Genomic DNA, 26,238 nt, shown 5'->3' with positions numbered 1-26,238 from the left:
AGACATCTGAACTACACAAATTCAGCAGACTAAACTATCTTCAACTCATCGATCGGGGCGGCGCACTCCTCCTCCCAGCGCCCCTCGATTTGGATCGGCAGCACTCCTCCTCCCAGTTGCCGATCAGAACAAAACGACGCTCGCTGGATCTCCTCCCCCAGCGGGCGTTGTTTGATTCAGCCACCTCTCCTCCCTCTATTCTCCAGCAACGTCCATGACCTCCTCGCGGCGGCATCGGAGTGCGACGCCGGTGCATCGATCAAAACGAGACCTGCATGAGCTGCATGGGTGCGATGCAGCATTATCTCTGTAACTTCTGCTCAAAACGATTATATTCCGGGTCATCAGATGACGGCCAGCCGAGAGACAAGCGCTGGCAAACGACCCTAGAAAGGATAGGATCATGAACCTCGCACGTTCTTTCAACAATTGGCGCAAGTACCGTCAGACCTGCAACGAACTCGGCCGCATGAGCGACCGCGAACTGAGCGACCTCGGCATCGGCCGTGGCGACATCGCCTACGTTGCACGTCAGGCAATCAAGTAATCTCCAGGAGCGCTGCTTCGCGCAGCGCGCCGGACATTACCAACGCCCTCCGGTTCATTCCGGGGGGCGTTTTTCGTTGGCAAATTGCCTAACAAATTCTCTTCGCAACTGCGAAGGCCAACCACAAGCCAGGAACGGCTCCGGACCGGCAATCCTGCCGTGGTTTGCAGCAAGACACGCCGGCGACATGCCCCCGATAGCCGCCCAAAAAATGATACGATTCCAGATCGTTAATGGACCTCTCCCGCTTTTTAATCAATCTTTAAGCGATGGCGCGTTTTCGAGCGGGCGCAATTCTTGCCCAGCAATGTGGCGATGCACTGCACAAATGCATAGCAGATGCATTTTCTTTGCACTCCACCTTCTAATTAGACAAGCGTATAAGAACCTCAACGACGCAGACAGATGGCTGTCGCGACAAACAGATCTTGAGGAAAAAGTCATGAACCCGATTCGTATCGCAAAAAGCTGGATCAACTACCGCCGCACCGTCAGCGAGCTCGGCAACCTGTCGAACCACGCTCTCAATGATATCGGCATCACCCGCTACGATATCCGCAACATTGCATCGCGCTCCTTCCGTTAATCGGATCGAACGACCAGACTTCCAAGACGGCGCCTTCGGGCGCCGTTTTCGTTTGTGGCGATAGCAACGACGGTTGGAACGACGAAGCGAGCATGGTAGGAAGCCGGCCATGAGCAAAGACACCTCTTCCCACTCTCCCATTCATGTCATCGGCGGCGGCCTTGCCGGGTCTGAAGCTGCCTGGCAGATCGCCGAGGCCGGCGTCCCGGTCGTGCTGCACGAGATGCGCGGCGTGCGCGGCACCGATGCGCACAAGACGGACGGCCTTGCCGAGCTCGTCTGTTCGAACTCGTTCCGGTCCGACGACGCGACCAGCAACGCTGTCGGCGTGCTGCATGCCGAAATGCGCCTTGCCGGCTCGCTGATCATGAAGGCGGCTGATGCCAACCAGGTGCCGGCGGGCGGCGCGCTCGCCGTCGACCGCGACGGCTTCTCCGATGCCGTCACCGCGGCGATCGCCGGCCACCCGCTCATCACCGTGGTGCGCGAAGAAATCCACGGCTTGCCGCCGAAAGAATGGGACCTGGCGGTGATCGCCACCGGCCCGCTGACTGCCCCTGACCTTGCCGAATCGATCCGCCAAGAAACGGGCGCCGATGCGCTCGCCTTCTTCGATGCCATCGCGCCGATCGTCTATACCGAGACGATCGACATGGACATTTGCTGGTATCAGTCGCGCTACGACAAGGTGGGCCCCGGCGGAACCGGCAAGGACTATATCAACTGCCCCATGAACGAGGAGCAGTACAACGCCTTCATCGACGCGCTCGTGGCCGGCGACAAGACCGGCTTCAAGGAATGGGAAGGTACGCCCTATTTCGACGGCTGCCTGCCGATCGAGGTAATGGCCGAGCGCGGGCGCGAGACGCTGCGCTATGGGCCGATGAAGCCGATGGGCCTCACCAATGCCCACAACCCGACAGTCAAGGCCTACGCTGTCGTCCAGCTGCGCCAGGACAACGCGCTTGGCACGCTCTACAACATGGTCGGCTTCCAGACGAAACTGAAGTATGGCGCGCAGGCGGAAGTCTTCCGCATGATCCCGGGCCTCGAGAATGCCGAATTCGCTCGCCTCGGCGGCCTGCACCGCAACACCTATATCAACTCACCCACGTTGCTCAACGGAACGCTGACGCTCAAGTCACGGCCGGGCCTGCGCTTCGCCGGTCAGATCACCGGCTGCGAGGGCTACGTGGAAAGTGCCAGCATCGGCTTGCTGGCCGGTCGGTTCGCCGCAGCGCAACGCAAGGGCGAAGAATTGATCACGCCGCCAGCAACGACCGCCTTTGGCGCACTGCTCAATCATATTACTGGCGGCCACATCGTTTCCGACGACGAACCGGGCAAACGCTCGTTCCAGCCGATGAATGTCAATTTCGGGCTGTTCCCACCGCTCGATCCCGGCGCCATCACCAAGCCCGAGGGCGTGAAGCGTTTCCGCGGCAAGGAAAAGGCTGCGGCAAAGAAGCAGGCGACTGCTGCGCGCGCACTCAGCGACTGTGCCGCCTGGTTGAACGGGTAATCGGCCACCAGGCAATTGGCCTGCAATCCGGATCAACGCCGGTTTGCGGGCCTCTTACTTTCGCAGGCTTACACTGATCAGGACTGTCGGCAGCGATGGCTGCCGCCAGGTGTTCGTTATTCGCCCGCTTTCGCTGGCGATGGCACGTCCGCCTCATCGGCGGTGAATTCCGATTTCGGGCTGAAGCTGCCAAGCAGCCACAGCGAGACTTCAGCCGCCTCACTGGCGTTGTGAAACTCGAACGCATTGTCGAGATAGGCGAAATCGGGGAAATGAACGATCAATCCATGGCCGCTTTCGGAACTGTTGACCCGGACCTTGCCCGGCTGAATGACGTGGCAAACATAATGCGTTCCATGTGATTGTATGAAACCGGCCTTGCCGTCATGCAGTCGCAGGAAGATCGCCTTGCGGTCCGCGGTCGAATGAAGGGCACGAATTGCCTCGTCCGGAAAGGCCCGCCCGAACTCGACCATCGCCGAGCCGGCATCCGGGTCATTCCAATCCCGTTCCGCCCGCGCGTTCATCCACATGTAGAACGAGCCGGCAAGAATGACGACGATGATCAAAAGCAGCCAGAGCATCAGACGGGCACCCCTTCAGTGGGCAAGAAGCCGATAAACTGCCTCTATACGGTGTGAGCCTTGCGCCAGTTTGACCATATGCTGCGCCCTCTGATGCCCGCCCCGGTCACTTAGAACCGCCTGCGCCTGCTCGCCCACCACATCCACCATTGCCGCCGCCACTGCGCCGGCCTGATCGGATCGCGCAACACCCCCGCGCCGACGGTCTCGGCACGGTCGAAGATCGGCTCGGCGAGTGCCAGGGGAACAAAGCCGGCGAAATTGCCGGGCGCGATCGTATCGAGCCGGGCACGCGCCTTGGTCAGGTGGTCCCGACCGTAGCCCGCAAACGCCCTGACCGCTCTTCCGATCGCGTCTTGATCCTCCCCGGCGAGCAGCGTTTCCCTGTCGAGGCCGGTTGCCCGCAGGAGCTCGGCCGGTAGGTAGACCTGCCCTCGGCGGCAATGCTGCGGCAGCAGCAGCAGCACCCCCGCCACCGCCTGCGCGACGCCAGCGTGGCCGGCTGCCTCGGCGGACTTCGCTGCATTTTGCGGATCAAGAACAAGGCAGGAAAGCTGGATCAGCGCCGACGCAGTCTCACCGGCGTAACCTTCGAATGCCGCCCGGTCTTCCATCGGATCATCGTAGAGATCGAAGATCCTGGCGTCGATCATGTTCTGAAACACCGAGATGGGAAGTCTATGCTTACGAATGCAGTCGAGCAGCGCACGTGCGAGCGGGTGCCCCTCACCCGTCGCATCTTCGTTTTCCAGCAACTCCCGCCACCATTGCATGCGGATCTCACCCGGGATCGGCTCATGGACCAGCTCACGAATGCGGGCGAGCTCGGCGTTGAACGCGTAGAGCGCAGCGAGTGACGACTGACTCGCTGCAGGCGCCAGCAGGCAGGCGAGGTAGCGGTCACGGTCATTGTCCCTGAGGTCGCTCAGGATCTGGGTATCGATTTCTTGCACGCAAGTCTTCCCTGGCCGAGATCAGACGGCAATCAGCGCGACGGCAACCGCCCGCGCTTCGGCCAGCATCACATTGTAGGTTCTGACGGCGGCCCCTGTGCTCATCGGATCGGAGGAGATGTTCAGCGCACGCAGGGCGGTCTTCAGCTCGGCCGGCAGCGGGCGGATGTCACGGCCGGTGCCGACGAGCAGCACTTCGATATCGCGCGCCTCGTCCAACACGCGCTGGAACTTTTCAACCGCCAGCGGATCGCCCTCTGCAACATCCCATGCATAGACGCCCGAAGGCAGCATCAGCACGGAGCCGCGATGCGACATGTCGGCAAAGCGAAAGCCGCCATTGCCATAGGCATCGATCGGGGCACGCCCCGGAAAATGCGCTTCGCGGATTTCGATACCCCTTGGCATTTCAGACTGAACCCTTTGCCGTTTGCGCCGCCCCGGCGCCCGGGCCGGAGACGTTCTCCCCGCCCTGGAAATGGTCCGTCCGCTTGCGGAAGAGGATGAGGATCGGACCAGCGATATAGATCGAAGAGATCGTGCCGACGATGACGCCAAACAAGAGGGTAACGCTGAAAGAGCGGATAAGACCACCACCGAAGAGGTAGAGCGCCGTCAGCGCCAGCACCGTCGTCAGCGCCGTCAGGATCGTGCGTGACAGTGTCTGGTTGATCGAAGCGTCGATCAGCACCGAGAGCGGCATCTTCCTGTAGCGGCCGAGGTTCTCGCGGATGCGGTCATAGATCACGACGGTATCGTTGAGCGAATAGCCGATGATGGTCAGGACAGCGGCGATGCTGCCGAGATTGAACTCGATGCCGGTCACCACAAGGAAACCGATCGTCAGCAGTACGTCGTGCAGGGTCGCGACGATCGCACCCAGCGCGAATCGCCACTCGAAACGCAACCAGACATAGAGCAGGATCGCGACGAAGGAGACGGCAAGCCCAGTCGTTCCCGCACGGGTCAATTCGCCCGATACCACCGGACCGACAACCTCGACGCGCTTGAAGGCATATTCGTCACTGAGTTCCGCCCGGATGACGCCGATCGCCGTCTGCTCGGCGTTGTCGCCAGCCTCCTGCGACGGCACGCGCACCAGGACGCCGTTGCCCGAGCCGAGATGCTGCACCTGCACTTCGCCCAGGTTCAACTCGTCAAGCCGCACGCGCAGGTCGGCAATATCGACGTTGCCGGCCTTGCTTTCGAGCTCGATGATTGAGCCGCCCTTGAAGTCGACACCCAGGTTGAGACCGAGAGTGCCAAGAAGCAGGACGGAAGCAACCGACAGCGCCGCCATGACGATGAAGACCGGGTTGCGGATCGCCATGAAGCGGATATCGAGATCGCTGAAGCGTCCCGTGCGAATACCCTTCGGCAGATGCTGCGCCTTCCAGCCGCGCAGCCACGCCTTGGCGATCCTGCGTGTGACGGTATAGGCGGTAAACAGCGTGGTGAAACTGCCGATTGCCAGCGTAACCGCAAAGCCTCGAACCGGACCGGACCCGAGGTAGAAGAGGATCGCCCCTGCGATCAGCATCGTCAAATTGGCATCGAAAAGGCTGCTGAAGGCACGCGCAAAGCCTTTGTTGACCGATTGAACCAGAGGCTGCCCACCCCGCGCCTCTTCGCGAATACGCTCGTAGATCAACACGTTGGAGTCGACGGCAACGCCAATCGTCAAAATGATTGCGGCAATGCCCGGCAATGTCAGCGTCGCACCGGTTAGTGAAAGGACTGCGATGATCAGGATCAGGTTCACCGCCAGGGCAGCAACGGCGAAGATGCCGAAGACGCCGTAGAAGAAGACCATCGATGCAGCAACGGCAACGGCGGCGACGAAGCCGGCCTTCAGACCGTCGCCGATCGCATCATCGCCGACGCCTGGCCCGACGGTCCTCTCTTCAACGACCGTCAAAGTCGCCGGCAGAGGTCCGGTCCTGACCAGCGCTGCGAGATCGCCGGCGCCTTCCTCCGGCAGATCGGCGGCAATGATTGCCGTATCGCCCTTGACGGCGTTGCCAATTGTTGGTGTCGCGACGACCTGATCGTCGAGAATGATCGCAACCTTCTGGTCGGCGCCCTTTGCCTGAAGGGCGGCGACACGACCGGTCGCCGCGGGCGTCAGCTTGATGGCAACCGACGCCTCGGCGCTTGTCGCGTCGATCTGCGGTTCGGCGCTGGTGAAATCTTCCCCCGACAGCAGCGGTGTCTTTTCGATGAGATAGGGGATCGGTGGATCGTCGAAGGAATAAAGAACTTCGTTGCCGACCGGCGGCTGCGCATCGACGGCCTGCTGCACGGGCACGGTCACGTTCAACACCTGAAAGGAAATGCGGGCGCGCTGGCTGAGCAGGTCCTTCAGGCGTTGTGGATCCGCCAGACCCGGAACCTGAACGATCAACCGGTCATCGCCTCGGCGCTGAAGCAGAGGTTCTGCTACCGCGACTTCGGCGATCCGGCGCCGAACGACATCCATGGCCTGGCCCAACGCCTGCGACATGCGGTAGTCGATGCCTTCGTCGCTCAGGCGAAGGCGGATCAGATCGTCTTCTTCGGCGCTGTCGAAAGCAAGTTCGGTGATTTCGTCGTTGACCAGTCCACCGGTTTCCACCGGAACCATGAGCGGAGCAAGTGCGGCACGCGCTGCCGGCAATTTAGCCCGGTCACGGACCCGCAGCGATATCAACTGCCCCTCGCCCGACAGGCCGATATAGGCGATGTCGGCATCGCGCAGCGCTTTGCCGACATCATTTGTCACCGCTTCAAGCCGCTCGGCGAGGATGTCCTCGCGCGAGGCCTGCAACATGAAGTGAGAGCCACCCTGGAGATCGAGCCCCAACGCCACCTGGCGATGCGGGAGCCACGAAGGCAGCGCATCAGCCTGTTCCTTCGTCAGGAAGTTCGGCATCGCAAACGCGATGCCCAAAAGCACTGCCAGCCAAACAAGAGCGCTCTTCAACGGCTTCAGATTGGACATGCCTCAAACGCTCCGCTTCCCGGATGCTCCCGGATATGGCTGGACTGGAATTATTCCTTTACGGGTTCGCCCTTGACGCGAACTTCCGATACGCCGCCGCGAATGACGCGGATCTTGACGCCTTCGGCGATTTCGACTTCCAGTTCGCTGTCGTCGACAACCTTCGTCACCTTGCCGACGATGCCGCCACCAGTCACGACCTGATCACCGCGACGGATGTTCTTCAGCAGTTCTTCGCGGCGCTTCATCTGAGCGCGCTGCGGACGAATGATGAGGAAATACATGACGACAAAGATCAGCAGGAAAGGCAGAATCGACATAAGAATGTCCGCACCGCCGGTCGACGGGGCGGCGGCTGTCTGCGCAAAAGCTTCGGTAATGAACATCGATCACTCCTTGAGTTCAAAATATGCGGCGGTTCCTCCGCGCCAAATCGGCCGGAATATAAGGGCGCGCAGCCGCAATGCAAAGCGACGGCACCCGTATCCGATCCAGTGCCTCTGACATAAATTCCGCAAGAGGAGAACCCCCCCTCCCACCCGGTGCGGCCTTTTCCAGCGCAAACCTGCGTGCTACCCGGTTAAACCGAAGCCAAGTGACTGATTCAGCAAGCGGAGATGGACCGATGGGTGAAACAAAGATCGACGTTCTCATCAAGGAAATGCAGAAGCTTTCCGCGGCGATCGAGCGCATCGCCGGTCCCGCTGCCGCCGCCAACGATTGGGACGCCGCCGAGTGTTTCGTCTGGGCGCCGGCAACGCACCATCTGCAGCCGGTCAAGAGGCCGAACCGCATCGAGCTGTCGCTCATTACCGGCGTCGACCATGTGCGCGACATCCTGGTCGACAACACGCTGCGCTTTGCCGAAGGTTATCCGGCAAACAACGTGCTTCTCTGGGGCGCGCGCGGCATGGGAAAATCGTCGCTCGTCAAATCCGTCCACGCCCAGGTCGCCCGTGATACGGGCGTTGCAGTCAAGCTGGTGGAAGTTCACCGCGAGGACATCGCCACGCTGCCGGCACTGATGGACATCCTGAAGTCGGCTCCCGTTCCGGTGATCGTCTTCTGCGACGATCTTTCCTTCGACCACGACGACACGTCCTACAAGTCGCTGAAAGCCGTGCTCGACGGCGGCGTCGAAGGGCGGCCGACCAACGTGCTGCTCTACGCAACATCGAACCGACGTCACCTCCTGCCGCGGCACATGATGGAAAACGAACAGTCGACCGCCATCAATCCGTCAGAGGCAGTCGAGGAAAAGGTATCGCTTTCGGATCGTTTCGGCCTGTGGCTCGGCTTCCACAAATGCAGCCAGGACGACTACCTGGCGATGATCGACGGCTACGCGGGCCATTACGGCATTGCGGTCGACAAAGACGCCTTGCACGCCGATGCGCTGGAGTGGTCAACGACGCGGGGAGCAAGGTCCGGCCGCGTCGCCTGGCAGTTCATTCAAGATTTGGCCGGTCGCCTGCGCCACCGGCTGGACGGCTGATAGCAACTCGCGTTCTATCAGCCTACTCGAGGAAGGTCGCCGGGTTTACCGCGCTGGCGTTCTTGCGCACTTCGAAGTGGACCTGCGGCTGGCTTGCACGGCCGGTCATGCCGGAAGCTGCAAGAGTCTGGCCGCGCTGAACCTTCTGGCCGCGCTGGACCTTCAGCTCGGACGCATTGCCGTAGACGGTGACAGTGCCATCATCGTGACGAATGAGGACAGCGTTACCCAGTTCCTTCAGGCTGCTGCCGGAGTAGATGACCACACCGTTTTCGGCAGCCTTGATCGGCGTGCCCTCGGGCACGGAAATGTTGATGCCGTCGTTGCGATTGCCATCAACATTGGCGCCATAGCCGGCAACAACTGCACCGCGAACCGGCCAGCGATACTTGCTGATGCCCGTCGACTTCGGCGATTCCTCGTCAACGTCGGGATTCTTGCTGGCGACTTCGGATACGCTTTGCTTGGCCACCGGCGGCTGGTACTCAGCGGGCTTGTTCTTGTCGAGCGAGGCGACCTGGCCTTCGGCCTTCTTCGGAACGGAAGCCGTCTTGACCTGGTCCGTGGCAGCGCCTGCGGCACCCGGCACTTTCAAAGTCTGGCCGACGCGGATCGATTCTGCCGTCAAGCCATTGGCCTGCTTGAGCGCCCCGACTGAAACACCCGTGGCCTTGGCAATGCGGTTGAGCGAGTCGCCCGGCTTGACGGTGTAGGAACCCTCACCACCACCCTCGCCCGTCGAGGAGACCTTGCCTGCTGCCACATCGGTCTTGCCCTCGCTCTTGTCGCGGGACTGCGACTGGCCGGGCAGGATCGCGACGTCGCGCTGGTCAGTCGGCAAGGGCGACGGCTGCCGCTTGCTGCCATCAACGTCGGTGAGCGTGTTGGAGGCGGCAGCCTTCGCGGCACTGCTTGCAACACCGAAGGTCGGGATGACGAGGCGCTGACCAGGCTCGACCTGACCTGCAGTCTTCAAACCGTTGGCCTTCAGGATTTCCTTTTCAGGAACGCCGAACCGCTTGGAGAGAATGGCAACGCTGTCGCCCTGGCGGACCATGACGGAAGGCGCGTTCTGCGTTGTCCAACCGCTCTTGCTCGCCGTTTCGTTGGCGGCGGCCGGCAATGCCTGCCGCGTCGCCGCGGACGCCTGCTCGACCTGGCGGGCGGCCGGGAATGGTTGCGGATCGGCACCGCGGCTCGCGGTTGACGTCGGATCAGCGAGCGTCGAGCGCTGCACATTGATCGGTGTCGAGGCAGCGCGCGCGGTGGACATCGGCGTCGATGACGTATTGACCGGATCGTAGGCGCCGTTTGCCGATGGGTAGGGCTGCCCGAGCGCCGAGTTGCGCGTGTCGGCCGGTGAAACGACCGCCATCTGGCCGTTCGCGACATCGCCGCGCGGCACGGGGGTCGTATTTCTCTGGATTGAGTTGGTGGTCAAGGCGTCCGACCGCGAGAACAAACCGTCGAAACGGCTGGCGTCGGAGCTGCAGCCGGTGGCAACACCTGCCAACAGGACCGCTGCACACAGGCGGATCGTGGACTTTCCAACCTTGGGAGATACAAACTGACGCATGACGCTTACCCACTCCGAACGCAACTCGATGTGGGTTTATTAAAGCGTATTAGAGTTACCGCGCGGTTAAGGTCAGCACCACCAAAGGCCTAGTTTGACAGAATGCTAACCATAGAACGATGCGCGGCGCGCCAACGAGCGCACAGTGAACCTAGATCAGTTCGGAATAGAGGCGCTCGATCTCCGAGACGGCACGCCGCTCGGTTGGCTCGTCCTCATAGCTGATGCTTGTCAGGTCCCAGGCAAAGATCTGCCGTCCCGCCGGTACCGCCGGCACTTCCGACAGCGCGGTCTTGTCTTCCTCGAGAAGCACGCTCACCAGCGTCTGGAAAGTCGTCTCGGCCTCGAGGCCGCTTGCCTGCTCGTATTCGAGCGAGCGCAACCCGGCGACAGCCGCCTCACGTGTCCCGAAATAGCGCAGGCTGTTCTGGTCTTCCGAACGCAGGCCATCGTAATACTCGATGAAGCCCTTGTAGTAGTCGCGATGGTCGCCGGTCTCGAGAAACTTTCCAAAGGCCTGGTACTCTCGCAAGGCCAACTGCGGCGACAAGCGGTTGTTCCATTCGTCGCGCGTCAGCGCGGGCTGCCCATCGGAGGACTTCCTGTTCTGGCTGAGGTAGAGCAGCGCATCGGCGGAAAGCGAAATGCGCGGCGTCGGATCGAAAAAGGTGGCCTGCATGGCCTGCGCAGCACTCTCGTCCTTGCCACCGGCAGCGGATTGTCCAGCCGCACGACCGGCAAGATTGCCCAATCCGTCGCCTGATGTGGCAGCCGTCAGCCTGTTCGCAATCTGCATGTGCCGTCTCCGTCAACCGCACGACCAGATCACCTTTCCGAACCGCATAGAAATTCAGCGACTCGCAAGGCCAGACCTTTCGTGCAGCCGAAGGCGTATGGCGCGAAGCTTGCGCGAAACTGGAGGAATTAGGATTTTGTTAACCAGCGACCGATTGAGCAGGCAAATGTCTGCACCGTGTCACGCGGCCACGGCGATCGCCACCGGACTGCGCTCTAACGCGCCTGTCTCGTCGACACATCACAATCCATGAACTTGGCATTGCCGCGCTACGCAGCGAGCCAATCCCTCGGCAGAATTGTGATCGGGGTCGGGTTCAGACTGTCGTCGAGACGGGCAGCCCTTGGCGGCATAGATCAACTGGCCGCATCGATCCGCTCAAGCGGCCTGCGGGCCTAGAGGTAAGACGCCAGTTGCGTCACGATCGGAATGTAAGGCGCGTCGAACAGATCCTCGCGGTCGAAACGGCTACCGGTGCGGCTGACACGAACCACCCGACAATGCGTCTCGCTCATCATGATCGGAACCACCAGTGTTCCTCCGGAAACAAGGTGGTCGGAGAACATGCGCGGTAGACTGTTGAAAGCAGCGGTAATCAGGATGCGGTCGAACGTACCCTCGCCCGGCACCCCCGCGCTGCCATCGGCCTGGCGGACGATGACGTTGCGAACGCCCGATTTTTCCAGGTTCTTCTGGGCGGTGGCGACAAGCGTCTGATAGCGATCGATCGTCAGCACGCGCTCGGCAATGCGCCCCATCACCGCAGCGGTAAAGCCGCTGCCGGTGCCGACTTCCAGAATACGCTGGCCGGACTTGAGATTGAGGCAATGCAGCAGCCGGACGGCGAAGTCATATCCTTCCATGAACGAGCCACAATCGAGCGGGATCGTTCGCTGGGAGTAAGCGTCCGCCTGGAATTGCGGAGGTGTGAAATGGCCGCGTTGCGTCTGCTCGACCGCGTTCAGTAGGCTCTGGTTGCTGATACCCTCACCGCGAAGCCGCAGGACCATCGCAGCAAAGCCTTCCTGTTCCGAAACACGTCCGCTCAATCGACGGCCCCTTCGCTCAAGGCTCGCGCTAAGCGATCCTGCACAGTGTAGTCGGTCAGATCAAGCTTCAGCGGCGTCACCGAGATCCGGTTTTCCCGAAGGGCGTGGATGTCGGTACCGGCGCGGAAATCGCCGAAACGCTCGCCAAAGCGCAGCCAGAAGTAAGGAAACCCACGGCCGTCAGAACGCTCGTCAATCGTCAAGCCGAAATCGAGCTTGCCTTGCGAGGTTACCTCCGTGCCGGCGACAGCGTCGGCAGAGCATTTCGGGAAGTTGAGGTTAAGCAGCGTTCCATCAGGCAGGTCAACCGCCAGTAGAGTTCGGATCAACGCAGGCGCATGGCGCTCGACAACATCCCAGGCAACCGCCTCGCCGACGACGTGGCTGTAGGCCTGGCTGAGCGCCATGGAGCGAATTCCCTGCAGCGTTCCCTCGATCGCACCGGCGACGGTTCCGGAATAGGTCACGTCATCCGCCATGTTCGCGCCGATGTTGACACCCGAGAGCACGAGATCCGGCTTGCGGTCCAAAACCTTGCGCACAGCCATGATGACACAATCCGTCGGCGTGCCCCTCAGCGCAAAACGCTTCTCGGAGATCTGGCGCAGGCGCAAAGGTTCCGACAGTGTCAGCGAGTGGGCGAGACCACTTTGATCGGCCTCGGGCGCCACCACCCAGACATCATCGGAAATTGTCATCGCAATCCGCTCGAGGACCGCAAGGCCCTCGGCGTGGATGCCGTCGTCGTTTGTCAGCAGGATCCGCATTGCGACTTCTTTCCCGTCAGGCAGCTTTTTCGATACGCGTCTGGCCGCCCATATAGGGAAGCAGGACATCGGGCACCGAAATCGAACCGTCGGCGTTGAGGTAGTTTTCGATAACGGCAATCAGCGCCCGGCCGACCGCGACACCGGACCCGTTCAGCGAATGAACGAACTTCGTGCCCTTGTCTTCCTTGTTGCGGTAACGCGCATTCATCCGGCGTGCCTGAAAGTCGCCGCAGACCGAACAGGACGAAATCTCCCGGTATGTATCCTGGCCCGGCAGCCAGACCTCGAGATCGTAGGTCTTGCGGGCGCCAAAGCCCATGTCGCCGGTGCAGAGCGTCATCACGCGGTAGTGCAGCCCGAGGCGCTTCAACACCTCTTCGGCACAGGCGGTCATGCGCTCATGCTCGGCAACGGATGTCTCCGCATCGGTGATCGACACGAGTTCGACCTTGTTGAACTGGTGCTGGCGCAGCATGCCACGCGTGTCACGGCCCGAAGAACCGGCCTCCGAACGGAAGGACGGCGTCAGCGCCGTGAAGCGCAGCGGCAGTTTTTCGCCGTCGAGAATCTGCTCGCGAACGATATTGGTCAGCGGCACCTCGGCGGTCGGAATCAGCCAGCGGTCATCGGTGGTGCGGAACAGGTCTTCGGCAAATTTCGGCAATTGCCCGGTGCCGTACATCGCATCGTCGCGCACCAGCAACGGCGGCTGAACCTCGGTATAGCCGTGCTCCTGCGTGTGCAGGTCCAGCATGAACTGGCCAAGCGCGCGTTCGAGCCGGGCGAGCTGCCCCTTCAGGATGGTGAAGCGCGATCCGGCAATGCGCGCTGCGCCCTCGAAATCCATCAGGCCGAGCGCCTCGCCGACTTCGAAATGTTCGCGCGGCTGGTGATTCCAGGTGGGCTTGGCACCGACGACGCGCGTCACGATATTGCCTGCCTCGTCCGAACCGACAGGGACATCGTCGAGCGGAATGTTGGGCAGGCGTGACAGGGCGTCGTTCAGTTCGGCTTCGACCTGGCGGCTCTCTTCCTCGAGGGCCGGCATGGAATTTTTCAGCTCGGCCACTTCGGCCTTCAGCTTTTCCGCAAGCTCACTGTTCTTCTGCGCCATCGCCGCGCCGATATCCTTCGATGCGGCGTTGCGGCGCGACTGCATGTCCTGCAGCGACTGAAGGATCGTGCGGCGACGTTCGTCGACGGCGATCAGAGACGCGGACGATGGTTCCGCGCCCCGCTTGGCCAGGGCGGCGTCCAGCACATCGGCATTCTCACGGATCCATTTGATATCAAGCATTGTCGTTCCACGCGTTTTTCAGGTCACGGCGCGGAACCGTCGAATGCTCAGCCCTGGGCGGGGCCAACCTCTTCGGAAGTTTCTTCCTGCGACTGGGCGGCCTCGCGCTGGAGCGCATCCGCTGCCCGTCGTCTTTCGACGAGTCGCGCCATATGGATCGAAATTTCGTAGAGAAGGATGGCCGGCAGTGCAAGGCCGATCTGGGAAACCGGGTCCGGCGGCGTCAGGACGGCCGCGACGACGAAGGCGATCACGATTGCGTATTTACGCTTCTCGGCAAGCCCTTGGGCAGTGACGAAGCCCACACGCGCGAGAAGCGTGGTGATCACCGGCAGCTGGAACACGAGACCGAAGGCAAAGACCAGCGACATGATCAGGCTCAGATATTCCGAAACCTTGGGCAGAAGCTGGATCGCCACATGGCCTTCGTCAGCGCCCTGCTCCATCGCCAGGAAGAACCACATGACCATCGGCGTGAAGAAGAAATAGACCAGCGCGCCGCCAAGCAGGAACAGAAGCGGCGAAGCGATCAGGAACGGCAGAAATGCCGCGCGTTCGTTCTTGTAGAGGCCCGGAGCAACGAACTTGTAGATCTGCGACGCGATAACCGGAAAGGCGATCACCAAGGCACCGAACATCGCCACCTTGATCTGGGTGAAGAAGAATTCCTGAGGCGCCGTATAGATCAGCTCGACATTGCGTTGATCCATCCCTGCCCAGGCAACCGCCCATTTGAACGGCAGAACCAGCAGGTTGAACAGACCCTTGGCAAAATAGAAGCAGACGAGAAAGGCGACGAAGAACGCGCCGACGGCCCACATCAGCCGCTTTCTGAGCTCGATCAGATGCTCGATCAGCGGCTGCGGCCGGTCCTCGATATCGCCGCTCATGCGTCACCTTTCTTGCGCGTTGCCGCGCGTGTCTTTTGTGTTTTTTCTTTAGCCGGTTCGGCCTCGACCTTCGCAGGTTTCTTGGCGGCAGGTTTCTTGGCGGCAGGTTTCTTGGCCGCAGGCTTCGCGGGTGCAGCCTCGACCGCTGCGACCTTCACGGCAGAAGCCTTCTTGGGCGATGTTGTCTCAGCTTTCGCCTTCGTTGCCCGCTTTGGCTTTGCTGCCGGCTCAGCCGCATCGGCGCGCTGCATCTGCCGGCTGGCGGAACCGATTGCCGCTGCCGCAACGCTATCTGCCGGCTTTGCCTCAGGCGCAGCGACGACAGGAGCATTCACCGGCTCTGCGGAAGTGGCTGCTGGCTCTGGAGAAGGAACCGACGGCTTGTCCGGCGAAGCGGCCTTCTGGAGATCGGATTTGATCTCGTTGCCAATCTGGCGCAGCGGGTTCATGGCATCGCGTAGCGCATTCGCCGGATTGAGGCTTTGCGCATCGCTGATCGTCTTGCGGACATCTTCAAGATCCGCCTCGCGCAGCGCCTCATCGAATTGCTGACGGAAATCAGAGGCCATGCCGCGCAACTTCGACGTCATGCGGCCAAAGGCCCGCAACATCGGCGGCAAATCCTTCGGTCCGACAACAACGATCAGTACGATGGCAATGACGACTAGCTCGGTCCAGCCGATATCAAGCATTCGATATGTCCTGCAAACCCGTGATGCGGCCGGCCGGGACGAAATCCCAGCCCGGCCCTATCGATGCTCGATCTCTAGCGAACTTCGTCAGACTTGTGATCGACAGTCTTGCCGTCGAGCGGCTTGTCAGCAGACGCGACGTCATCGTCGTTCATGCCCTTCTTGAAGCTCTTGATGCCCTTGGCAACGTCGCCCATCAGTTCCGGAATCTTGCCGCGGCCGAACAACAACAGCACCACGACAAGAACGATCAGCCAGTGCCAGATACTAAAGGAACCCATGCGTATTCTCCCTCTGAGCCTTCCCCGAATTCAGGCCCTATTCGCGTGTCAATTTTCAGGCGCGCCACCAGCACAGCCCGTTTTCGCCACAGACCCTAAGATGTCGGAACATCTTTTTCAAACAGCAATATATCCCGCTCGTTAACTGAAAGCATTACATCGCGCAATCCTTGCGGCAATTGGTCCGCCCGGATGCGCGCGCGCACCGTCCCGTCGCAGCCCGGCACAGCCAGCTCGAGCAATTCGACGACTCCGATGAAACGACGCGACACGATCCGTGCCTGTATATCGCCCTCGTCCTCACCGACATGCAGGCCCGAAAGTCGCACCGCTACGGAAAGAAGCTGCCCGTCGCGATATCTGCCGGCATCCACGCCCCCCAGCGGCGTGTCGACGCGGCCGTTTCGAACCTGCGCGTCGAACACATTGATTTCAGAGAAGAAACCGGCGGCGAAGAGGTCCCTTGGCTTGCGATAAAGCTCGTCGGCCGTACCGACCTGGACCAGGCGTCCATCCTTGAGCAAAGCGATCCGGTCGGCCATGCGCATCGCTTCCTCGGCATCATGTGTGACGACGATCGCTGTGGCTCGGGTCTCACGCAGGATGGCGAGCGTATCGGCACGGATCGAATCCTTGAGCCTTGAGTCGAGCCCCGAAAAAGGTTCATCCATCAGCAACACGGCAGGCCGTGGCGCGAGCGCACGGGCAAGGGCGACGCGCTGCTGCTCGCCACCTGAAAGCACATGGGGATAACGGTCGGCATAATGCGACAAGCCAACCCGCTCCAGGGCCGCATCGGCCTGGATCAGGCCCTCCCTCTTGGGAAGGGCGGTCAGCCCAAAGCGAACGTTGTCGCGGATGGTCATGTGGGGAAACAGCGCAAAGTCCTGAAACATCAGCCCTACGCCGCGCTTTTCCGGCGGCAGGAAGATCGATGGGCCGGAAATCTCTTGCCCGTTGAGCAGAAGGCGACCGGCGCTTTGCATCTCGATGCCGGCGGCAATCCGCAACAGCGTGGTCTTGCCGGAACCGGAGGGGCCGAGCAGGCATAGGACCTCGCCGGCCTTTGCCGCCAGGCTGACGCCCTTGATCGTCTCCTTGGAATGATAGCTGTGGTGGATATCCTCGAACGTCAGGCTCGCCGCGAAAGATACGCCCGCCGTCCGTCGCGTTGCCATGACGGGCACGTGCTGCGTATCTGAAACCATGCTGCGTATTCCTTGACACCGGTGGCACCGCAGCGATCGTGCCGGGTGCAGGCTCGACGGAGAAAGCCGATATCTCCAATCAGGTTTTTAATCGGCCTCTTCGCCCTTCGGAGTCAAGAGCCCCAGTTCTTCCAGATCGAGCTGGGTGATCGGATCCTCGTTTTCTGCCAGGTCATCATCGCCCACCGGCACGGGTATATGCAGATTGGACGGAATGCGTCCGGACAGAAGTCCCGCACCCTTCAACTCCTCAATCCCGGGCAGATCGCGCAGTTCCTCCAGGCCGAAGTGGTCGAGAAAATCACGCGTCGTTCCGAAGGTGACCGGACGCCCAGGCGTTCGCCGGCGGCCGCGGAAGCGGACCCACCCCGCCTCCATCAACACATCGAGCGTACCCTTGGACGTCTGCACACCACGAATATCTTCGATCTCGGCACGGGTGACCGGCTGGTGGTAGGCAATAATCGCCAGCACTTCGAGGGCGGCGCGCGACAGCTTGCGCACCTCCTGCTCGTCGGTCTGCACGACGAAAGACAGATCGGCGGCAGTCCGAAACGCCCAGTGATCGGCCACCTGCACCAGATTGACGCCGCGGCTGGCATAAAACGCCTTCAGCCGCGCCATGATGCGCGGGACATTGGTTCCGCCCGGCAGGCGGCTGGCAATGTAGGTCTCAGAGACCGGCTGAGCCGAGGCAAAGACCAGCGCTTCGGCAATCCGTTCGGCTTCCTGCTCCGTTCGCGGATCAAGCAGCGGGCCGTCGCTCTCGCTCTCGTCTTCGTCCAGGCGGGGCAAATATTTCTGCGGCTCAGCCACGGGCTGCCTCCATATCGGCAAGCGTTGCGGCATCGATCGGGTTTGGCCCGCGCCGCAGATAAATCGGCGCGAATGCTTCCTCCTGGCGGATTTCCAGGCGTCCCTCGCGCACCATTTCCAGCGAGGCCGCAAACGAACTGGCGATAGCCGTCGCGCGCTCTTTCGGCGTCGTCATGTAACGCAGAAGGAAGTGATCGAGTGCGGTCCAGTCATCGAGATGACCGATCATGCGCGCCAGGATCAATCGCGCATCGGCAAGCGACCAGACATGGCGTTTTTCGATCGTTACCTGCGTAATCGCCGTGCGTTGCCGCAAGCCTGCATAAGCCGTCAGCAGATCATAGAGCGAAGCGTCGTAGTCCGACTTCCGCTCGGTGACGATATGCTCCGGCGCACCCCGGACAAAGACGTCGCGGCCGAGGCGGTTTCGATTGATCAGCCGGGTGGCGGCCTCGCGCATCGCTTCGAGGCGTTTCAGCCGGAACGCCAGCGCCGAGGCCATCTCCTCGCCCGAAGGGCCGTCGTCTTTCGCCTGTTGCGGGATCAGCAGCCGCGATTTGAGATAGGCAAGCCAAGCCGCCATCACGAGATAGTCGGCGGCCAGTTCGATGCGAATGCTGCGCGCGCGCTCGACAAAGGCGATGTATTGCTCCGCCAGTGCCAGCACCGAGATGCGGGCAAGATCGACCCGTTGGCTGCGGGCGAGATGGAGAAGCAGATCGAGCGGGCCTTCAAAGCCGGCGATGTCGATGACAAGCGCCTCTTCGTGCAGCCCCCGCTCCGCGGTCTCGTCCTGCCACAGGGGATCCATCGGCGCTTTCGGCCCGGACCTTCCCTGTTTTTCGCCCGCACTACTCACGACAGCCCGATCCTTTCCCGCCGGCCGTACCCGTCCTCAAACAGTTGCGAACAGACCGTTGAACTCGGCCCGCAGTTCCTGTTCGTTCGCATCGTCGGGCTTGCGGAAGGCGGCCTCTGCGGCCCTTGCCCTGCGCAATGTCTCTCCGGCCAGAACCGGGACGACATCCGCCACAGCCTTCATCTCGTCCATTATGCCATGACAATGCAAGACAAGATCAAGCCCGGCGTCGATGATGTTGCGCGCGCGGGTCGACATGTCGCCCGCCAGCGCGTTCATCGAAACGTCGTCGGACATCAACAACCCGTCGAAACCGATGTGACCACGGATAATTTCACGCACCACCTTGGCGGACGTCGTTGCCGGATTGTCCGGATCGATCGCCGTAAAGACCATGTGCGCCGACATGGCCATGACCTCGTCCTTCATGGCGATGAAGGGCAGGAAATCGCTTTTGGCGAGTTCCTCGAATGTTTCGCTGACGACAGGCAGGCTGTGGTGGGAATCGACGAAGGTGCGGCCATGGCCAGGCATATGCTTCATCACCGGCAGCATGCCACCGGACTTCAGGCCCTCCGCCATCGCCCGGCCGATCGCCGTCACGCTCTGCGGGTCGTGTCCATAGGCGCGATTGCCGATGACATCGTGACTGCCGGGAACCGGAACGTCGAGGACCGGCAGGCAATCGACGGTAATGCCGAACCGCATCAGATCAAAGGCGTGAAGCCGCCCCATCAGCCAGGCAGCCCGCAGGCCGCCTTCCGTATCGCGGCGGTAGATTTCACCGATCGCGGCACCGTTCGGGTACTGCTGGACAAGCGGCGGCCGGATGCGCTGGACGCGCCCGCCTTCCTGATCGATCAGCACGGGTGCCACCGGATTGCCGATACTATCTCGCAAGGCTGCGACCAGATCGGAAATCTGCTGTTCTTCACCGATGTTGCGACCAAAGAGGATAAAGCCCCAAGGACGCTCGCCATCAAAGAAGCTGCGCTCTTCGCCCGAAAGCGAAAGACCTTTGCAGCCGGAGATAAATGCTTTTGATTCGCTCATCCCAAAAGCATAGTGCGCCACTTGCCGGCCGCGAAGCGAGAATAATCATCAGTGTACGTCATGCACAGACTACTGACACTGAATCAGGAAGGGCGCGGCATCTCTGCCGCGCCCTTCCTGTAGCACGAGTTCCGCGCTGACTACTTGGTAACGAGGCAACTGCCGCCTGCCCCCTTGTAGCGCGAGCAAAGGGCATTGGCCTCTTCGCGCGAGCCGGCCGGGATGCGGACACGGTAGTAGGTGCCTTTGCCCGCGATCTCCGCCTTGCGGATATCCACGCCGCGACCGCCGATAACGCTTCCAAACTTGTTGGAAAGGCTATTGTAGGACTTCTGCGCTTCAGCCTCGGAAGGCAGCGACGCCACCTGGATGAAGTAGGTGCCAGCCGGAACGGATGCGGTGGAAACCTGCTGGGTATCCACTGCGGCGCTGGCGGCGCCTTGCGTTTCCGCCGGGCGCGCAGCTGTTGTGGCTGCAGCCACGTTGGCCGCCTGTTCGGCCGGTCGGGTCTGCGGCAAGGGCGCCTGGTCGCCGGCGTTGACAGTGGCGTTGCTTGCGGCGGCAAGTGCGACCTGGTCGGCGCTGGCCGGTGCCTGTCCGGCTGCACGAAGTTCGGAACCGGCGCCCGCGGCAGTTGCCTGGCCCTCGGCGCCCGACGCAGCAACCTGACCCGAAGCCGTTGCCGGAACCGGTTGAGCATTGCCGGCGACTTCCGCTGCAGGTGCAGCAACTGGCTCTTCGCGGGCGACGAGCGTGCCGTCCGGCTTAACGATCATCGTACGTACTTTTCGCGGCGCGACAGCGGGAGCCTTGTCCTCTTCCTGGTCTGCCGGCGCAGCAGTGCCGTCGTCAGGCAGAAGACGGGCAGACTCTTCGTCTGCATTCGGCGACGTCGCGCCGAGTACATCCGCTTCATCGCTGCTATCATTCGGCAGGTTTTCCGGCGTCAGCGTCCGCTGCACGACATCCATCGGCTCCTCGGTGGAAGAGACGAGCGCCTCCTGGCGAGGACCTGTGCCCTGTGCGCCGGCAACGCGGTCATAGACGGCCTTGTCCTGGTTCGGCACGGTCTTCCCGCCCTTTTCCTCCGGCACGACCTTCACCGGCGATTTATCGGCGAGAATGATCTTGGGTCCTTCGCCGGACGAAGCGGCATCGCTGCCCCCCATCCATGCATAAACGCCCGCACCGCCAAGAATGATGACGCCGGCGACGCTTGCGGCCAGCAGCATTGCGCGCTGCGAGCGGCGACCGGAACCGTACTCCTTGTAAGCACCCTCTTCGGCCTGGCCGGACATCGGATGCACGCGCTCGGATTCGCGCGGCGTGGTCTGGCGTTCGACCATCGAGCGACGGAAGTCTTCTTCCATTGCCTTCTCGAACTCGTCGAAATCATCCATCGGGGCCGCGCCGAACGATGCGGCCGGCTTGGCTGCTGGCGCAGCGCGCGCAGGTTCACGAACCTCTGCAGGGCGAGCCTGTGTCTCCCTTGCAGACGGTGCCGGCGTGCCGAAAAGCTGTGCCATTTCCGCGTCGATATCGAGATCATAGTCGGCGGGATAGGCGGCCGGCTTTTCCGTCTCGATGACCGGCAGCTGCGGCACCTCCATGTCGGCGATCGGAGCGACACCGGTGTCGGCTTCGGCGATCATCGAGGGATCGAATGGCAACGCGCTTTCAACCGGAACCTCTTCGATTTCGATAGGCGCTGCTGCGATCGGCGGCGCGACGAAAGGCTCTTCGCGCTGCAGAGGCGTGGGCTCGACGGCAGCGAAAGCAGGCTGCTGAAGGGCGGTCGCCACGTCTTCAGACGCATCGAACACCGGAAGCTCCATTTCCAGCGCCACATCCGAGAGCTCCATTTCGAAGTTCTCAATGTCGAAGCTCGGCTCGTTCTCCGGCTCAAAAGCCGGGCGAGCAGGCTCAACGATGGCCTCAGGAACCACCGGTGCGACCGCTGGGACAGCGACTGCAGCGGCAGCAGCTGCGGGGATCGACGAGACGATCGGACCGGCGAAGGCACGTTGCTGACCGACGCCGGAGGCCGAGGCGACCGGAGTGGCACGGCTGAAAGTCGGCGTGAAGGGGTACGGGCTCTTCTTGACGGGAGCTGCTCCGGTTGCGACCGGCTCAGCCCGTGCATGGACGGCGGGATGGGTGTGAACCGCGGCGGCGACCAATCCGGTTGCAGCCGGCACAGGGAACCGCTCGATATCGGCAAGAAGCTCGTCGACAGCACTGTCGGTTGTCGGCTCTGCGGCAACTGGAGCGGCCTGTTCGATCACGGCCGGTTCATACGCATACGCATTGTCCAGCGCATAGGCATTGCTGCCCTCGGCAACCGGAGCCACTTCGAAGGTTGGCTCAACCGCCAAAGTGGCCTGCTCGGTCGCCATCTCGCTGGCGAAATCCGAAACGTCGAACGAAATATCCTCGACCGGCGCATGCCATTCTTCAGGTGCCGCCACGTGCTGTCCGACCGAGGCAAACTCGGCTGCAGGAGAAAGATCGACGTCGCCAAGCGAGAGCTCGAGCTCATGCTCCAGATCGAAGGTCGGCTCGGCCTCTTCCGAAACGAAGTCGTGGACAACCGGATCAGCGATCGGAGCGGAAGGCGCCTCAGGAAAAGCGACGACTTCGGCATGGGCGTGATCGACCTCGCCGGAAGGACCGACGGCCTCTGCCCATGGCTCTACGAATTCAGCTGGCTGATACGCCGGCTCGAGCGCCTGCACCTCTTCGACCGGGGCCGATTCGGGCGCAGCAAACTCGAACGGCTCAAATTCGAGCGCCGGCTCGGCCTGCTGAACCTCTTGCGCTACCGAGGCATCATGCTCAACCGGAGCATTGTCCGGCTGAACACTTGCCGCGCGCGGCGCGTCATAGGTATCGAACTCTCGAAGAAGCTCTTCCTCGAGGTCGAACGCCGGATCCTGCCGGACGGCTTCCTGGTGGCGTTGCAACTCCTGCAACTGCTGGACAGCCGGCCGGGCATCGTAGCCGACGATCCGGGCGAGTTCGGCCAACGGATCATCGTCTGCCAATACATCGAATTCAGCCGGCCCGCTTCGTGCGAATTGTTTGTCTGCCATGCTCTCCACTCACAATTGCCTGCATTCACTTGCCAGTGCATTGTGGGAAAATGGTGACAATACTTATCGCATTTCTTCCGGTGCGGAGGTGCCTGTAATGGACAGGCCCGACTTCAGTACGGAAGCGACAGCATGCACCAGCCCGAGTCTGGCAGTACTTAATTCTCTATTTTTATCGTTAACAAAACGTAATTCCGGATTCTCTTTACCTTTGTTCCAGTGTCCATGGAAGGCAGCGGCAAGATCGTACAGGTAAAACGCGATGCGATGCGGCTCCTGCGCCAGTGCTGCAGCCTCGATAACACGCGGATATTCTGCGAGCTTGGCGACCAGCTGCAGCTCCGCCGGATCGACGATCGCGCCGTTGATTGCGCCGGCAAGATCGACGGAAGACAGGTCGAGATCGGGGAATGCGTCCGCGGCCTGGCGGAAAACCGACCGGCAACGGGCATGGGCATACTGCACGTAGAAGACGGGGTTATCCTTGGACTGTTCTGTCACCTTGGCAAAATCGAAATCCAGCGGCTCGGAGTTCTTCCGATAGATCATCATGAACCGCACCGGATCGCGACCGACTTCGTCAACGACGTCGCGCAGCGTCACGAAGTCGCCCGAGCGCTTAGACATCTTGACCGGCTCACCCTCGCGGTAAAGCTTGACCAACTGGCAGAGCAGCACGGTGAGCTTCGACGCGCCACCAGACACCGCCCGCGCCAGCGCCTCCAGGCGCTTGACGTAACCGCCGTGGTCGGCGCCAAGCACATAGATCATCTCGTCGAAACCGCGGTCGAACTTGTCCTTGAAGTAAGCAACGTCGGCGGCGAAATAGGTATAACTGCCATCGGACTTGATCAAAGGCCGGTCGATATCGTCACCGACCTCGGTCGAGCGAAACAGCGTCTGCTCGCGGTCTTCCCAGTCCTCGGGTAGCTGTCCCTTCGGTGGCGGCAACGTGCCTTTGTACACATGCCCCTTGAAAGTCAGGTCGTTGATTGCGGTGCGGATCTTCGCAGCGCCATTGGCATGCAGGGTCCGCTCCGAAAAGAAGACGTCATGGGTGACGTTCAACGCGGCAAGATCCTCGCGGATCATGACCATCATCGCGTCGATGGTGCGCTCCTTGACGAGCGGCATCCACTTGTCCTCGGGCATCAACCGCAGGCTGGTGCCAAACTCGTCGGCAAGCGCTTCGCCCACGGGCACGAGATAGTCGCCGGGATAGAGGCCGGACGGGATTTCGCCGATCTCCTCGCCAAGCGCCTGCCTGTAACGAAGGAAGGCCGAACGCGCCAGGACATCGATCTGTGAACCGGCGTCGTTGATGTAATATTCCTTGGTCACCTCGTAGCCGGCAAAGGCCAGCAAGTTGGCGAGCGCATCGCCGACGACGGCGCCGCGGCAATGGCCGACATGCATCGGACCGGTCGGGTTGGCCGACACGTATTCGACATTGACCTTGCGGCCGGCACCGGTGGTGCTGCGGCCATAGTTGGCGCCTGAGCGCACCATCGCCGTCAACAGCTTCTGCCAATAGGAAACCGAAAGCCGCACGTTGATAAAGCCAGGACCTGCAACGGAGACATCCGTGACCTCGGAGTCCTGCTTGAGCTTTTCGACGATGAGGTCGGCAAGAGCGCGCGGATTCATCCCGAGCGGCTTGGCAAGCACCATCGCAGCATTGGTCGCGACATCGCCATGGCTGGGGTCGCGCGGCGGCTCGACATTGATACGGCTGAAATCAAGCTCGGATCGTTTTTCTCGAACGGCATCAAGCGTTTCGAGAATATCCTTAATTCTTGATTCGAAGTCCGTGAAGAGATTCATCTGATCCGTCCGCTATTCCCGACCGAATATGGTCGGTGCAAAACTCAAAAGGAGGCTCGGTTCGGTTGAACCAAAAGCCTCCGGGCGGGGCGTCCCTACCGCAAATCGGGCGTATGGTCAAACAAACGCCTGTGAACGCTGATGGCAAAGGTATCCGTCATGCCTGCCAGATAATCGCCGACATGCCGCGCGCGCGCAGGCTCGGCCATCCCGGGGATCTGGTCGATCCAATAGTGTTCTCGCATCAGCAAGGGGTCGGCCATGAAGGCGCGGTAGAGATCGCAGACGATCGACGCGGCCCCTTCGCGCACCCGCATCACCTCGGGATGTCGATAGATCCGCGTCATCAACAGTCTCTTGATCTGCTTGTCGGTCTCGCCCATCTCGTCCGAAAATGTCGCGATGACCTTACCGGCATGCCTGACATCCATGGCACTTTCGGGCCTGATATCCCCGAGGCGCGCTTGCGCGACCGTTATCACGTCCTCGACCATCGCCGTGATCTGGCGCCGCATGATCTCATGGGTAAAGCGGCTCGCTTCCAGACCCGGGTAGCGATCGCTGACCTCGCGCATCAGACGGGCGAGGAACGGCACGTCTTCCAACATCTCGAACGTCAGATAGCCGGATCTCAGGCCGTCATCGATGTCGTGGGTATTATAGGCAATGTCATCGGCGATGGCCGCCACCTGCGCCTCAAGGCTCGCGAAGCTCGCGAGCTCAAGATCGTGAATGGCGCAGTAGTCGAGGATAGGCTGTGGCACCGGCCCATGCGTGCCCTGTCCGTCCAGGGTCAGAAGCGGCCCGTTGTGCTTCACGAGCCCCTCCAGGCTCTCCCAGGTGAGGTTCAGCCCGTCGAACTCCGCATAGCGCCGCTCGAGCTTGGTGACGATGCGCAGCGACTGCGCGTTATGATCGAAGCCGCCATAGGGCTTGAGCATGTCATGCAGCGCATCCTCGCCCGTATGCCCGAACGGGGTGTGGCCAAAATCATGGACGAGCGCCACGCCTTCGGCGAGATCCTCATCAAGCTTCAGCGCCCGCGCCAGGGCGCGCGCGATCTGCGCCACTTCGATCGTGTGGGTCAGGCGGGTGCGATAGTGGTCGCCGTCGGCGGCGATGAAGACCTGCGTCTTGTGTTTCAGCCGGCGAAAAGCCGTCGTATGCACGATGCGGTCACGGTCGCGTTGAAAATCGGAACGCGTCGGGCTTGTCGCCTCCGGGTAGAGCCTGCCGCGCGTCGCCCAGGGATTCGACGCGAATGGCGCATGTTCACCGTAACCGAAGCCGAGCGCATTTTTGTCGAATGTCATTTCACACCTGCGTGGTCGTCCCATTGACGGGACATTCAAGCCTTCATACCTATAG

24 protein-coding genes are annotated in these 26,238 nt (G+C 61.5%); 4 read left to right on the top strand and 20 right to left on the bottom strand.

Annotation, left to right across the window (positions count from 1 at the left end; genetic code table 11):
- Positions 1 to 403 precede the first annotated feature (403 nt).
- From LPJGGPFB_RS10655 to trmFO, 3 genes are all read left to right on the top strand, one after another.
- A complete protein-coding gene (locus LPJGGPFB_RS10655; protein WP_065781538.1) occupies positions 404 to 547 on the top strand; it encodes a DUF1127 domain-containing protein in 144 nt (47 codons plus the stop codon).
- Between the two features lie 442 nt (positions 548 to 989).
- Positions 990 to 1,133, top strand: a complete 144-nt coding sequence (locus LPJGGPFB_RS33705; protein ID WP_065781539.1) for a DUF1127 domain-containing protein — start codon at positions 990 to 992, stop codon at positions 1,131 to 1,133.
- 109 nt (positions 1,134 to 1,242) lie between these two features.
- Positions 1,243 to 2,655: a methylenetetrahydrofolate--tRNA-(uracil(54)-C(5))-methyltransferase (FADH(2)-oxidizing) TrmFO gene (gene trmFO / locus LPJGGPFB_RS10645; protein ID WP_173419890.1), complete on the top strand. Its 1,413-nt coding sequence runs from the start codon at positions 1,243 to 1,245 to the stop codon at positions 2,653 to 2,655.
- 116 nt (positions 2,656 to 2,771) lie between these two features.
- Here the strand turns inward: trmFO and LPJGGPFB_RS10640 are convergent, their stop codons facing one another.
- From LPJGGPFB_RS10640 to yajC, 5 genes are all read right to left on the bottom strand, one after another.
- A complete protein-coding gene (locus LPJGGPFB_RS10640) occupies positions 2,772 to 3,239 on the bottom strand; it encodes a hypothetical protein (protein WP_173419889.1) in 468 nt (155 codons plus the stop codon).
- Positions 3,240 to 3,349: 110 nt separating this feature from the next.
- Complete coding sequence (locus LPJGGPFB_RS10635; protein WP_173419888.1) at positions 3,350 to 4,192, bottom strand: phytoene/squalene synthase family protein; 843 nt, start codon at positions 4,190 to 4,192, stop codon at positions 3,350 to 3,352.
- A gap of 21 nt (positions 4,193 to 4,213) precedes the next feature.
- On the bottom strand, positions 4,214 to 4,600 hold the full coding sequence (locus LPJGGPFB_RS10630) for an Mth938-like domain-containing protein (protein ID WP_077498256.1): 387 nt from the start codon (positions 4,598 to 4,600) through the stop codon (positions 4,214 to 4,216).
- Between the two features lies 1 nt (position 4,601).
- The gene (gene secDF / locus LPJGGPFB_RS10625) at positions 4,602 to 7,172 is read right to left on the bottom strand and encodes a protein translocase subunit SecDF (protein ID WP_173419887.1); all 2,571 of its coding nucleotides are present in this window, start codon (positions 7,170 to 7,172) and stop codon (positions 4,602 to 4,604) included.
- 50 nt (positions 7,173 to 7,222) lie between these two features.
- Positions 7,223 to 7,558 carry a preprotein translocase subunit YajC gene (gene yajC / locus LPJGGPFB_RS10620; RefSeq protein ID WP_173419886.1) on the bottom strand — a complete coding sequence of 112 codons (336 nt, stop codon included), beginning with the start codon at positions 7,556 to 7,558 and terminating at the stop codon, positions 7,223 to 7,225.
- 239 nt (positions 7,559 to 7,797) lie between these two features.
- Between yajC and LPJGGPFB_RS10615 the strand changes: the two genes are divergently transcribed.
- Complete coding sequence (locus LPJGGPFB_RS10615; protein WP_173419885.1) at positions 7,798 to 8,667, top strand: ATP-binding protein; 870 nt, start codon at positions 7,798 to 7,800, stop codon at positions 8,665 to 8,667.
- Positions 8,668 to 8,689: 22 nt separating this feature from the next.
- Here LPJGGPFB_RS10615 and LPJGGPFB_RS10610 read toward each other — a convergent pair whose 3' ends face one another.
- The 15 genes from LPJGGPFB_RS10610 to LPJGGPFB_RS10540 all read right to left on the bottom strand — a co-directional run bounded on the left by LPJGGPFB_RS10610 (position 8,690) and on the right by LPJGGPFB_RS10540 (position 26,183).
- Entirely contained in the window at positions 8,690 to 10,243 is a 1,554-nt protein-coding gene (locus LPJGGPFB_RS10610) for a LysM peptidoglycan-binding domain-containing M23 family metallopeptidase (protein ID WP_173419884.1), read from the bottom strand.
- 151 nt (positions 10,244 to 10,394) lie between these two features.
- Positions 10,395 to 11,039: a biotin biosynthesis protein BioC gene (locus LPJGGPFB_RS10605; protein ID WP_173419883.1), complete on the bottom strand. Its 645-nt coding sequence runs from the start codon at positions 11,037 to 11,039 to the stop codon at positions 10,395 to 10,397.
- 395 nt (positions 11,040 to 11,434) lie between these two features.
- Entirely contained in the window at positions 11,435 to 12,088 is a 654-nt protein-coding gene (locus LPJGGPFB_RS10600; protein ID WP_077498262.1) for a protein-L-isoaspartate(D-aspartate) O-methyltransferase, read from the bottom strand.
- The gene (surE, locus tag LPJGGPFB_RS10595) at positions 12,085 to 12,855 is read right to left on the bottom strand and encodes a 5'/3'-nucleotidase SurE (RefSeq protein WP_173419882.1); all 771 of its coding nucleotides are present in this window, start codon (positions 12,853 to 12,855) and stop codon (positions 12,085 to 12,087) included. Before surE ends, LPJGGPFB_RS10600 begins: the two co-directional genes overlap by 4 nt.
- A gap of 16 nt (positions 12,856 to 12,871) precedes the next feature.
- On the bottom strand, positions 12,872 to 14,155 hold the full coding sequence (gene serS, locus LPJGGPFB_RS10590) for a serine--tRNA ligase (protein ID WP_173419881.1): 1,284 nt from the start codon (positions 14,153 to 14,155) through the stop codon (positions 12,872 to 12,874).
- Positions 14,156 to 14,202: 47 nt separating this feature from the next.
- On the bottom strand, positions 14,203 to 15,045 hold the full coding sequence (gene tatC / locus LPJGGPFB_RS10585) for a twin-arginine translocase subunit TatC (RefSeq protein ID WP_173419880.1): 843 nt from the start codon (positions 15,043 to 15,045) through the stop codon (positions 14,203 to 14,205).
- Positions 15,042 to 15,737, bottom strand: coding sequence for a Sec-independent protein translocase protein TatB (gene tatB, locus LPJGGPFB_RS10580; RefSeq protein WP_173419879.1), 696 nt, complete (start codon positions 15,735 to 15,737; stop codon positions 15,042 to 15,044). Before tatB ends, tatC begins: the two co-directional genes overlap by 4 nt.
- Before the next feature lie 74 nt (positions 15,738 to 15,811).
- Complete coding sequence (locus LPJGGPFB_RS10575) at positions 15,812 to 16,018, bottom strand: twin-arginine translocase TatA/TatE family subunit (RefSeq protein WP_025426854.1); 207 nt, start codon at positions 16,016 to 16,018, stop codon at positions 15,812 to 15,814.
- A gap of 95 nt (positions 16,019 to 16,113) precedes the next feature.
- Entirely contained in the window at positions 16,114 to 17,226 is a 1,113-nt protein-coding gene (locus LPJGGPFB_RS10570; RefSeq protein WP_173419878.1) for an ABC transporter ATP-binding protein, read from the bottom strand.
- Between the two features lie 87 nt (positions 17,227 to 17,313).
- Entirely contained in the window at positions 17,314 to 18,042 is a 729-nt protein-coding gene (gene scpB / locus LPJGGPFB_RS10565; RefSeq protein ID WP_173419877.1) for an SMC-Scp complex subunit ScpB, read from the bottom strand.
- Positions 18,035 to 18,853 carry a segregation and condensation protein A gene (locus LPJGGPFB_RS10560; RefSeq protein WP_077498269.1) on the bottom strand — a complete coding sequence of 273 codons (819 nt, stop codon included), beginning with the start codon at positions 18,851 to 18,853 and terminating at the stop codon, positions 18,035 to 18,037. Before LPJGGPFB_RS10560 ends, scpB begins: the two co-directional genes overlap by 8 nt.
- 84 nt (positions 18,854 to 18,937) lie before the next feature.
- Complete coding sequence (nagZ, locus tag LPJGGPFB_RS10555) at positions 18,938 to 19,954, bottom strand: beta-N-acetylhexosaminidase (protein ID WP_173419876.1); 1,017 nt, start codon at positions 19,952 to 19,954, stop codon at positions 18,938 to 18,940.
- A 140-nt stretch (positions 19,955 to 20,094) separates the two neighbouring features.
- Positions 20,095 to 23,046 carry an SPOR domain-containing protein gene (locus LPJGGPFB_RS10550; protein ID WP_173419875.1) on the bottom strand — a complete coding sequence of 984 codons (2,952 nt, stop codon included), beginning with the start codon at positions 23,044 to 23,046 and terminating at the stop codon, positions 20,095 to 20,097.
- 63 nt (positions 23,047 to 23,109) lie between these two features.
- Entirely contained in the window at positions 23,110 to 24,870 is a 1,761-nt protein-coding gene (gene argS, locus LPJGGPFB_RS10545; RefSeq protein WP_173419874.1) for an arginine--tRNA ligase, read from the bottom strand.
- A 95-nt stretch (positions 24,871 to 24,965) separates the two neighbouring features.
- Positions 24,966 to 26,183, bottom strand: a complete 1,218-nt coding sequence (locus tag LPJGGPFB_RS10540) for a deoxyguanosinetriphosphate triphosphohydrolase (protein WP_173419873.1) — start codon at positions 26,181 to 26,183, stop codon at positions 24,966 to 24,968.
- Between the last annotated feature and the right edge of the window lie 55 nt (positions 26,184 to 26,238).

Source organism: Ensifer adhaerens (assembly GCF_013283195.1).
GTDB classification, from domain to species: domain Bacteria; phylum Pseudomonadota; class Alphaproteobacteria; order Rhizobiales; family Rhizobiaceae; genus Ensifer; species Ensifer adhaerens_G.
Note: the sequence above shows the minus strand (reverse complement) of the source record. Positions and strands in the feature narration are given on the sequence as shown.

Bases quoted from the DNA above. Each gene is read 5' to 3' on its own strand.
- LPJGGPFB_RS10640 (WP_173419889.1), bottom strand. From the start codon at position 3,239: ATGCTCTGGCTGCTTTTGATCATCGTCGTCATTCTTGCCGGCTCGTTC.
- tatB (WP_173419879.1), bottom strand. From the start codon at position 15,737: ATGCTTGATATCGGCTGGACCGAGCTAGTCGTCATTGCCATCGTACTG.
- secDF (WP_173419887.1), bottom strand. From the start codon at position 7,172: ATGTCCAATCTGAAGCCGTTGAAGAGCGCTCTTGTTTGGCTGGCAGTG.
- LPJGGPFB_RS10610 (WP_173419884.1), bottom strand. From the start codon at position 10,243: ATGCGTCAGTTTGTATCTCCCAAGGTTGGAAAGTCCACGATCCGCCTG.
- LPJGGPFB_RS10615 (WP_173419885.1), top strand. From the start codon at position 7,798: ATGGGTGAAACAAAGATCGACGTTCTCATCAAGGAAATGCAGAAGCTT.
- LPJGGPFB_RS10655 (WP_065781538.1), top strand. From the start codon at position 404: ATGAACCTCGCACGTTCTTTCAACAATTGGCGCAAGTACCGTCAGACC.
- tatC (WP_173419880.1), bottom strand. From the start codon at position 15,045: ATGAGCGGCGATATCGAGGACCGGCCGCAGCCGCTGATCGAGCATCTG.
- LPJGGPFB_RS10570 (WP_173419878.1), bottom strand. From the start codon at position 17,226: ATGGTTTCAGATACGCAGCACGTGCCCGTCATGGCAACGCGACGGACG.
- yajC (WP_173419886.1), bottom strand. From the start codon at position 7,558: ATGTTCATTACCGAAGCTTTTGCGCAGACAGCCGCCGCCCCGTCGACC.
- serS (WP_173419881.1), bottom strand. From the start codon at position 14,155: ATGCTTGATATCAAATGGATCCGTGAGAATGCCGATGTGCTGGACGCC.
- LPJGGPFB_RS10560 (WP_077498269.1), bottom strand. From the start codon at position 18,853: ATGGATCCCCTGTGGCAGGACGAGACCGCGGAGCGGGGGCTGCACGAA.
- LPJGGPFB_RS33705 (WP_065781539.1), top strand. From the start codon at position 990: ATGAACCCGATTCGTATCGCAAAAAGCTGGATCAACTACCGCCGCACC.
- argS (WP_173419874.1), bottom strand. From the start codon at position 24,870: ATGAATCTCTTCACGGACTTCGAATCAAGAATTAAGGATATTCTCGAA.
- LPJGGPFB_RS10550 (WP_173419875.1), bottom strand. From the start codon at position 23,046: ATGGCAGACAAACAATTCGCACGAAGCGGGCCGGCTGAATTCGATGTA.
- LPJGGPFB_RS10605 (WP_173419883.1), bottom strand. From the start codon at position 11,039: ATGCAGATTGCGAACAGGCTGACGGCTGCCACATCAGGCGACGGATTG.
- nagZ (WP_173419876.1), bottom strand. From the start codon at position 19,954: ATGAGCGAATCAAAAGCATTTATCTCCGGCTGCAAAGGTCTTTCGCTT.
- LPJGGPFB_RS10540 (WP_173419873.1), bottom strand. From the start codon at position 26,183: ATGACATTCGACAAAAATGCGCTCGGCTTCGGTTACGGTGAACATGCG.
- trmFO (WP_173419890.1), top strand. From the start codon at position 1,243: ATGAGCAAAGACACCTCTTCCCACTCTCCCATTCATGTCATCGGCGGC.
- surE (WP_173419882.1), bottom strand. From the start codon at position 12,855: ATGCGGATCCTGCTGACAAACGACGACGGCATCCACGCCGAGGGCCTT.
- LPJGGPFB_RS10575 (WP_025426854.1), bottom strand. From the start codon at position 16,018: ATGGGTTCCTTTAGTATCTGGCACTGGCTGATCGTTCTTGTCGTGGTG.
- LPJGGPFB_RS10630 (WP_077498256.1), bottom strand. From the start codon at position 4,600: ATGCCAAGGGGTATCGAAATCCGCGAAGCGCATTTTCCGGGGCGTGCC.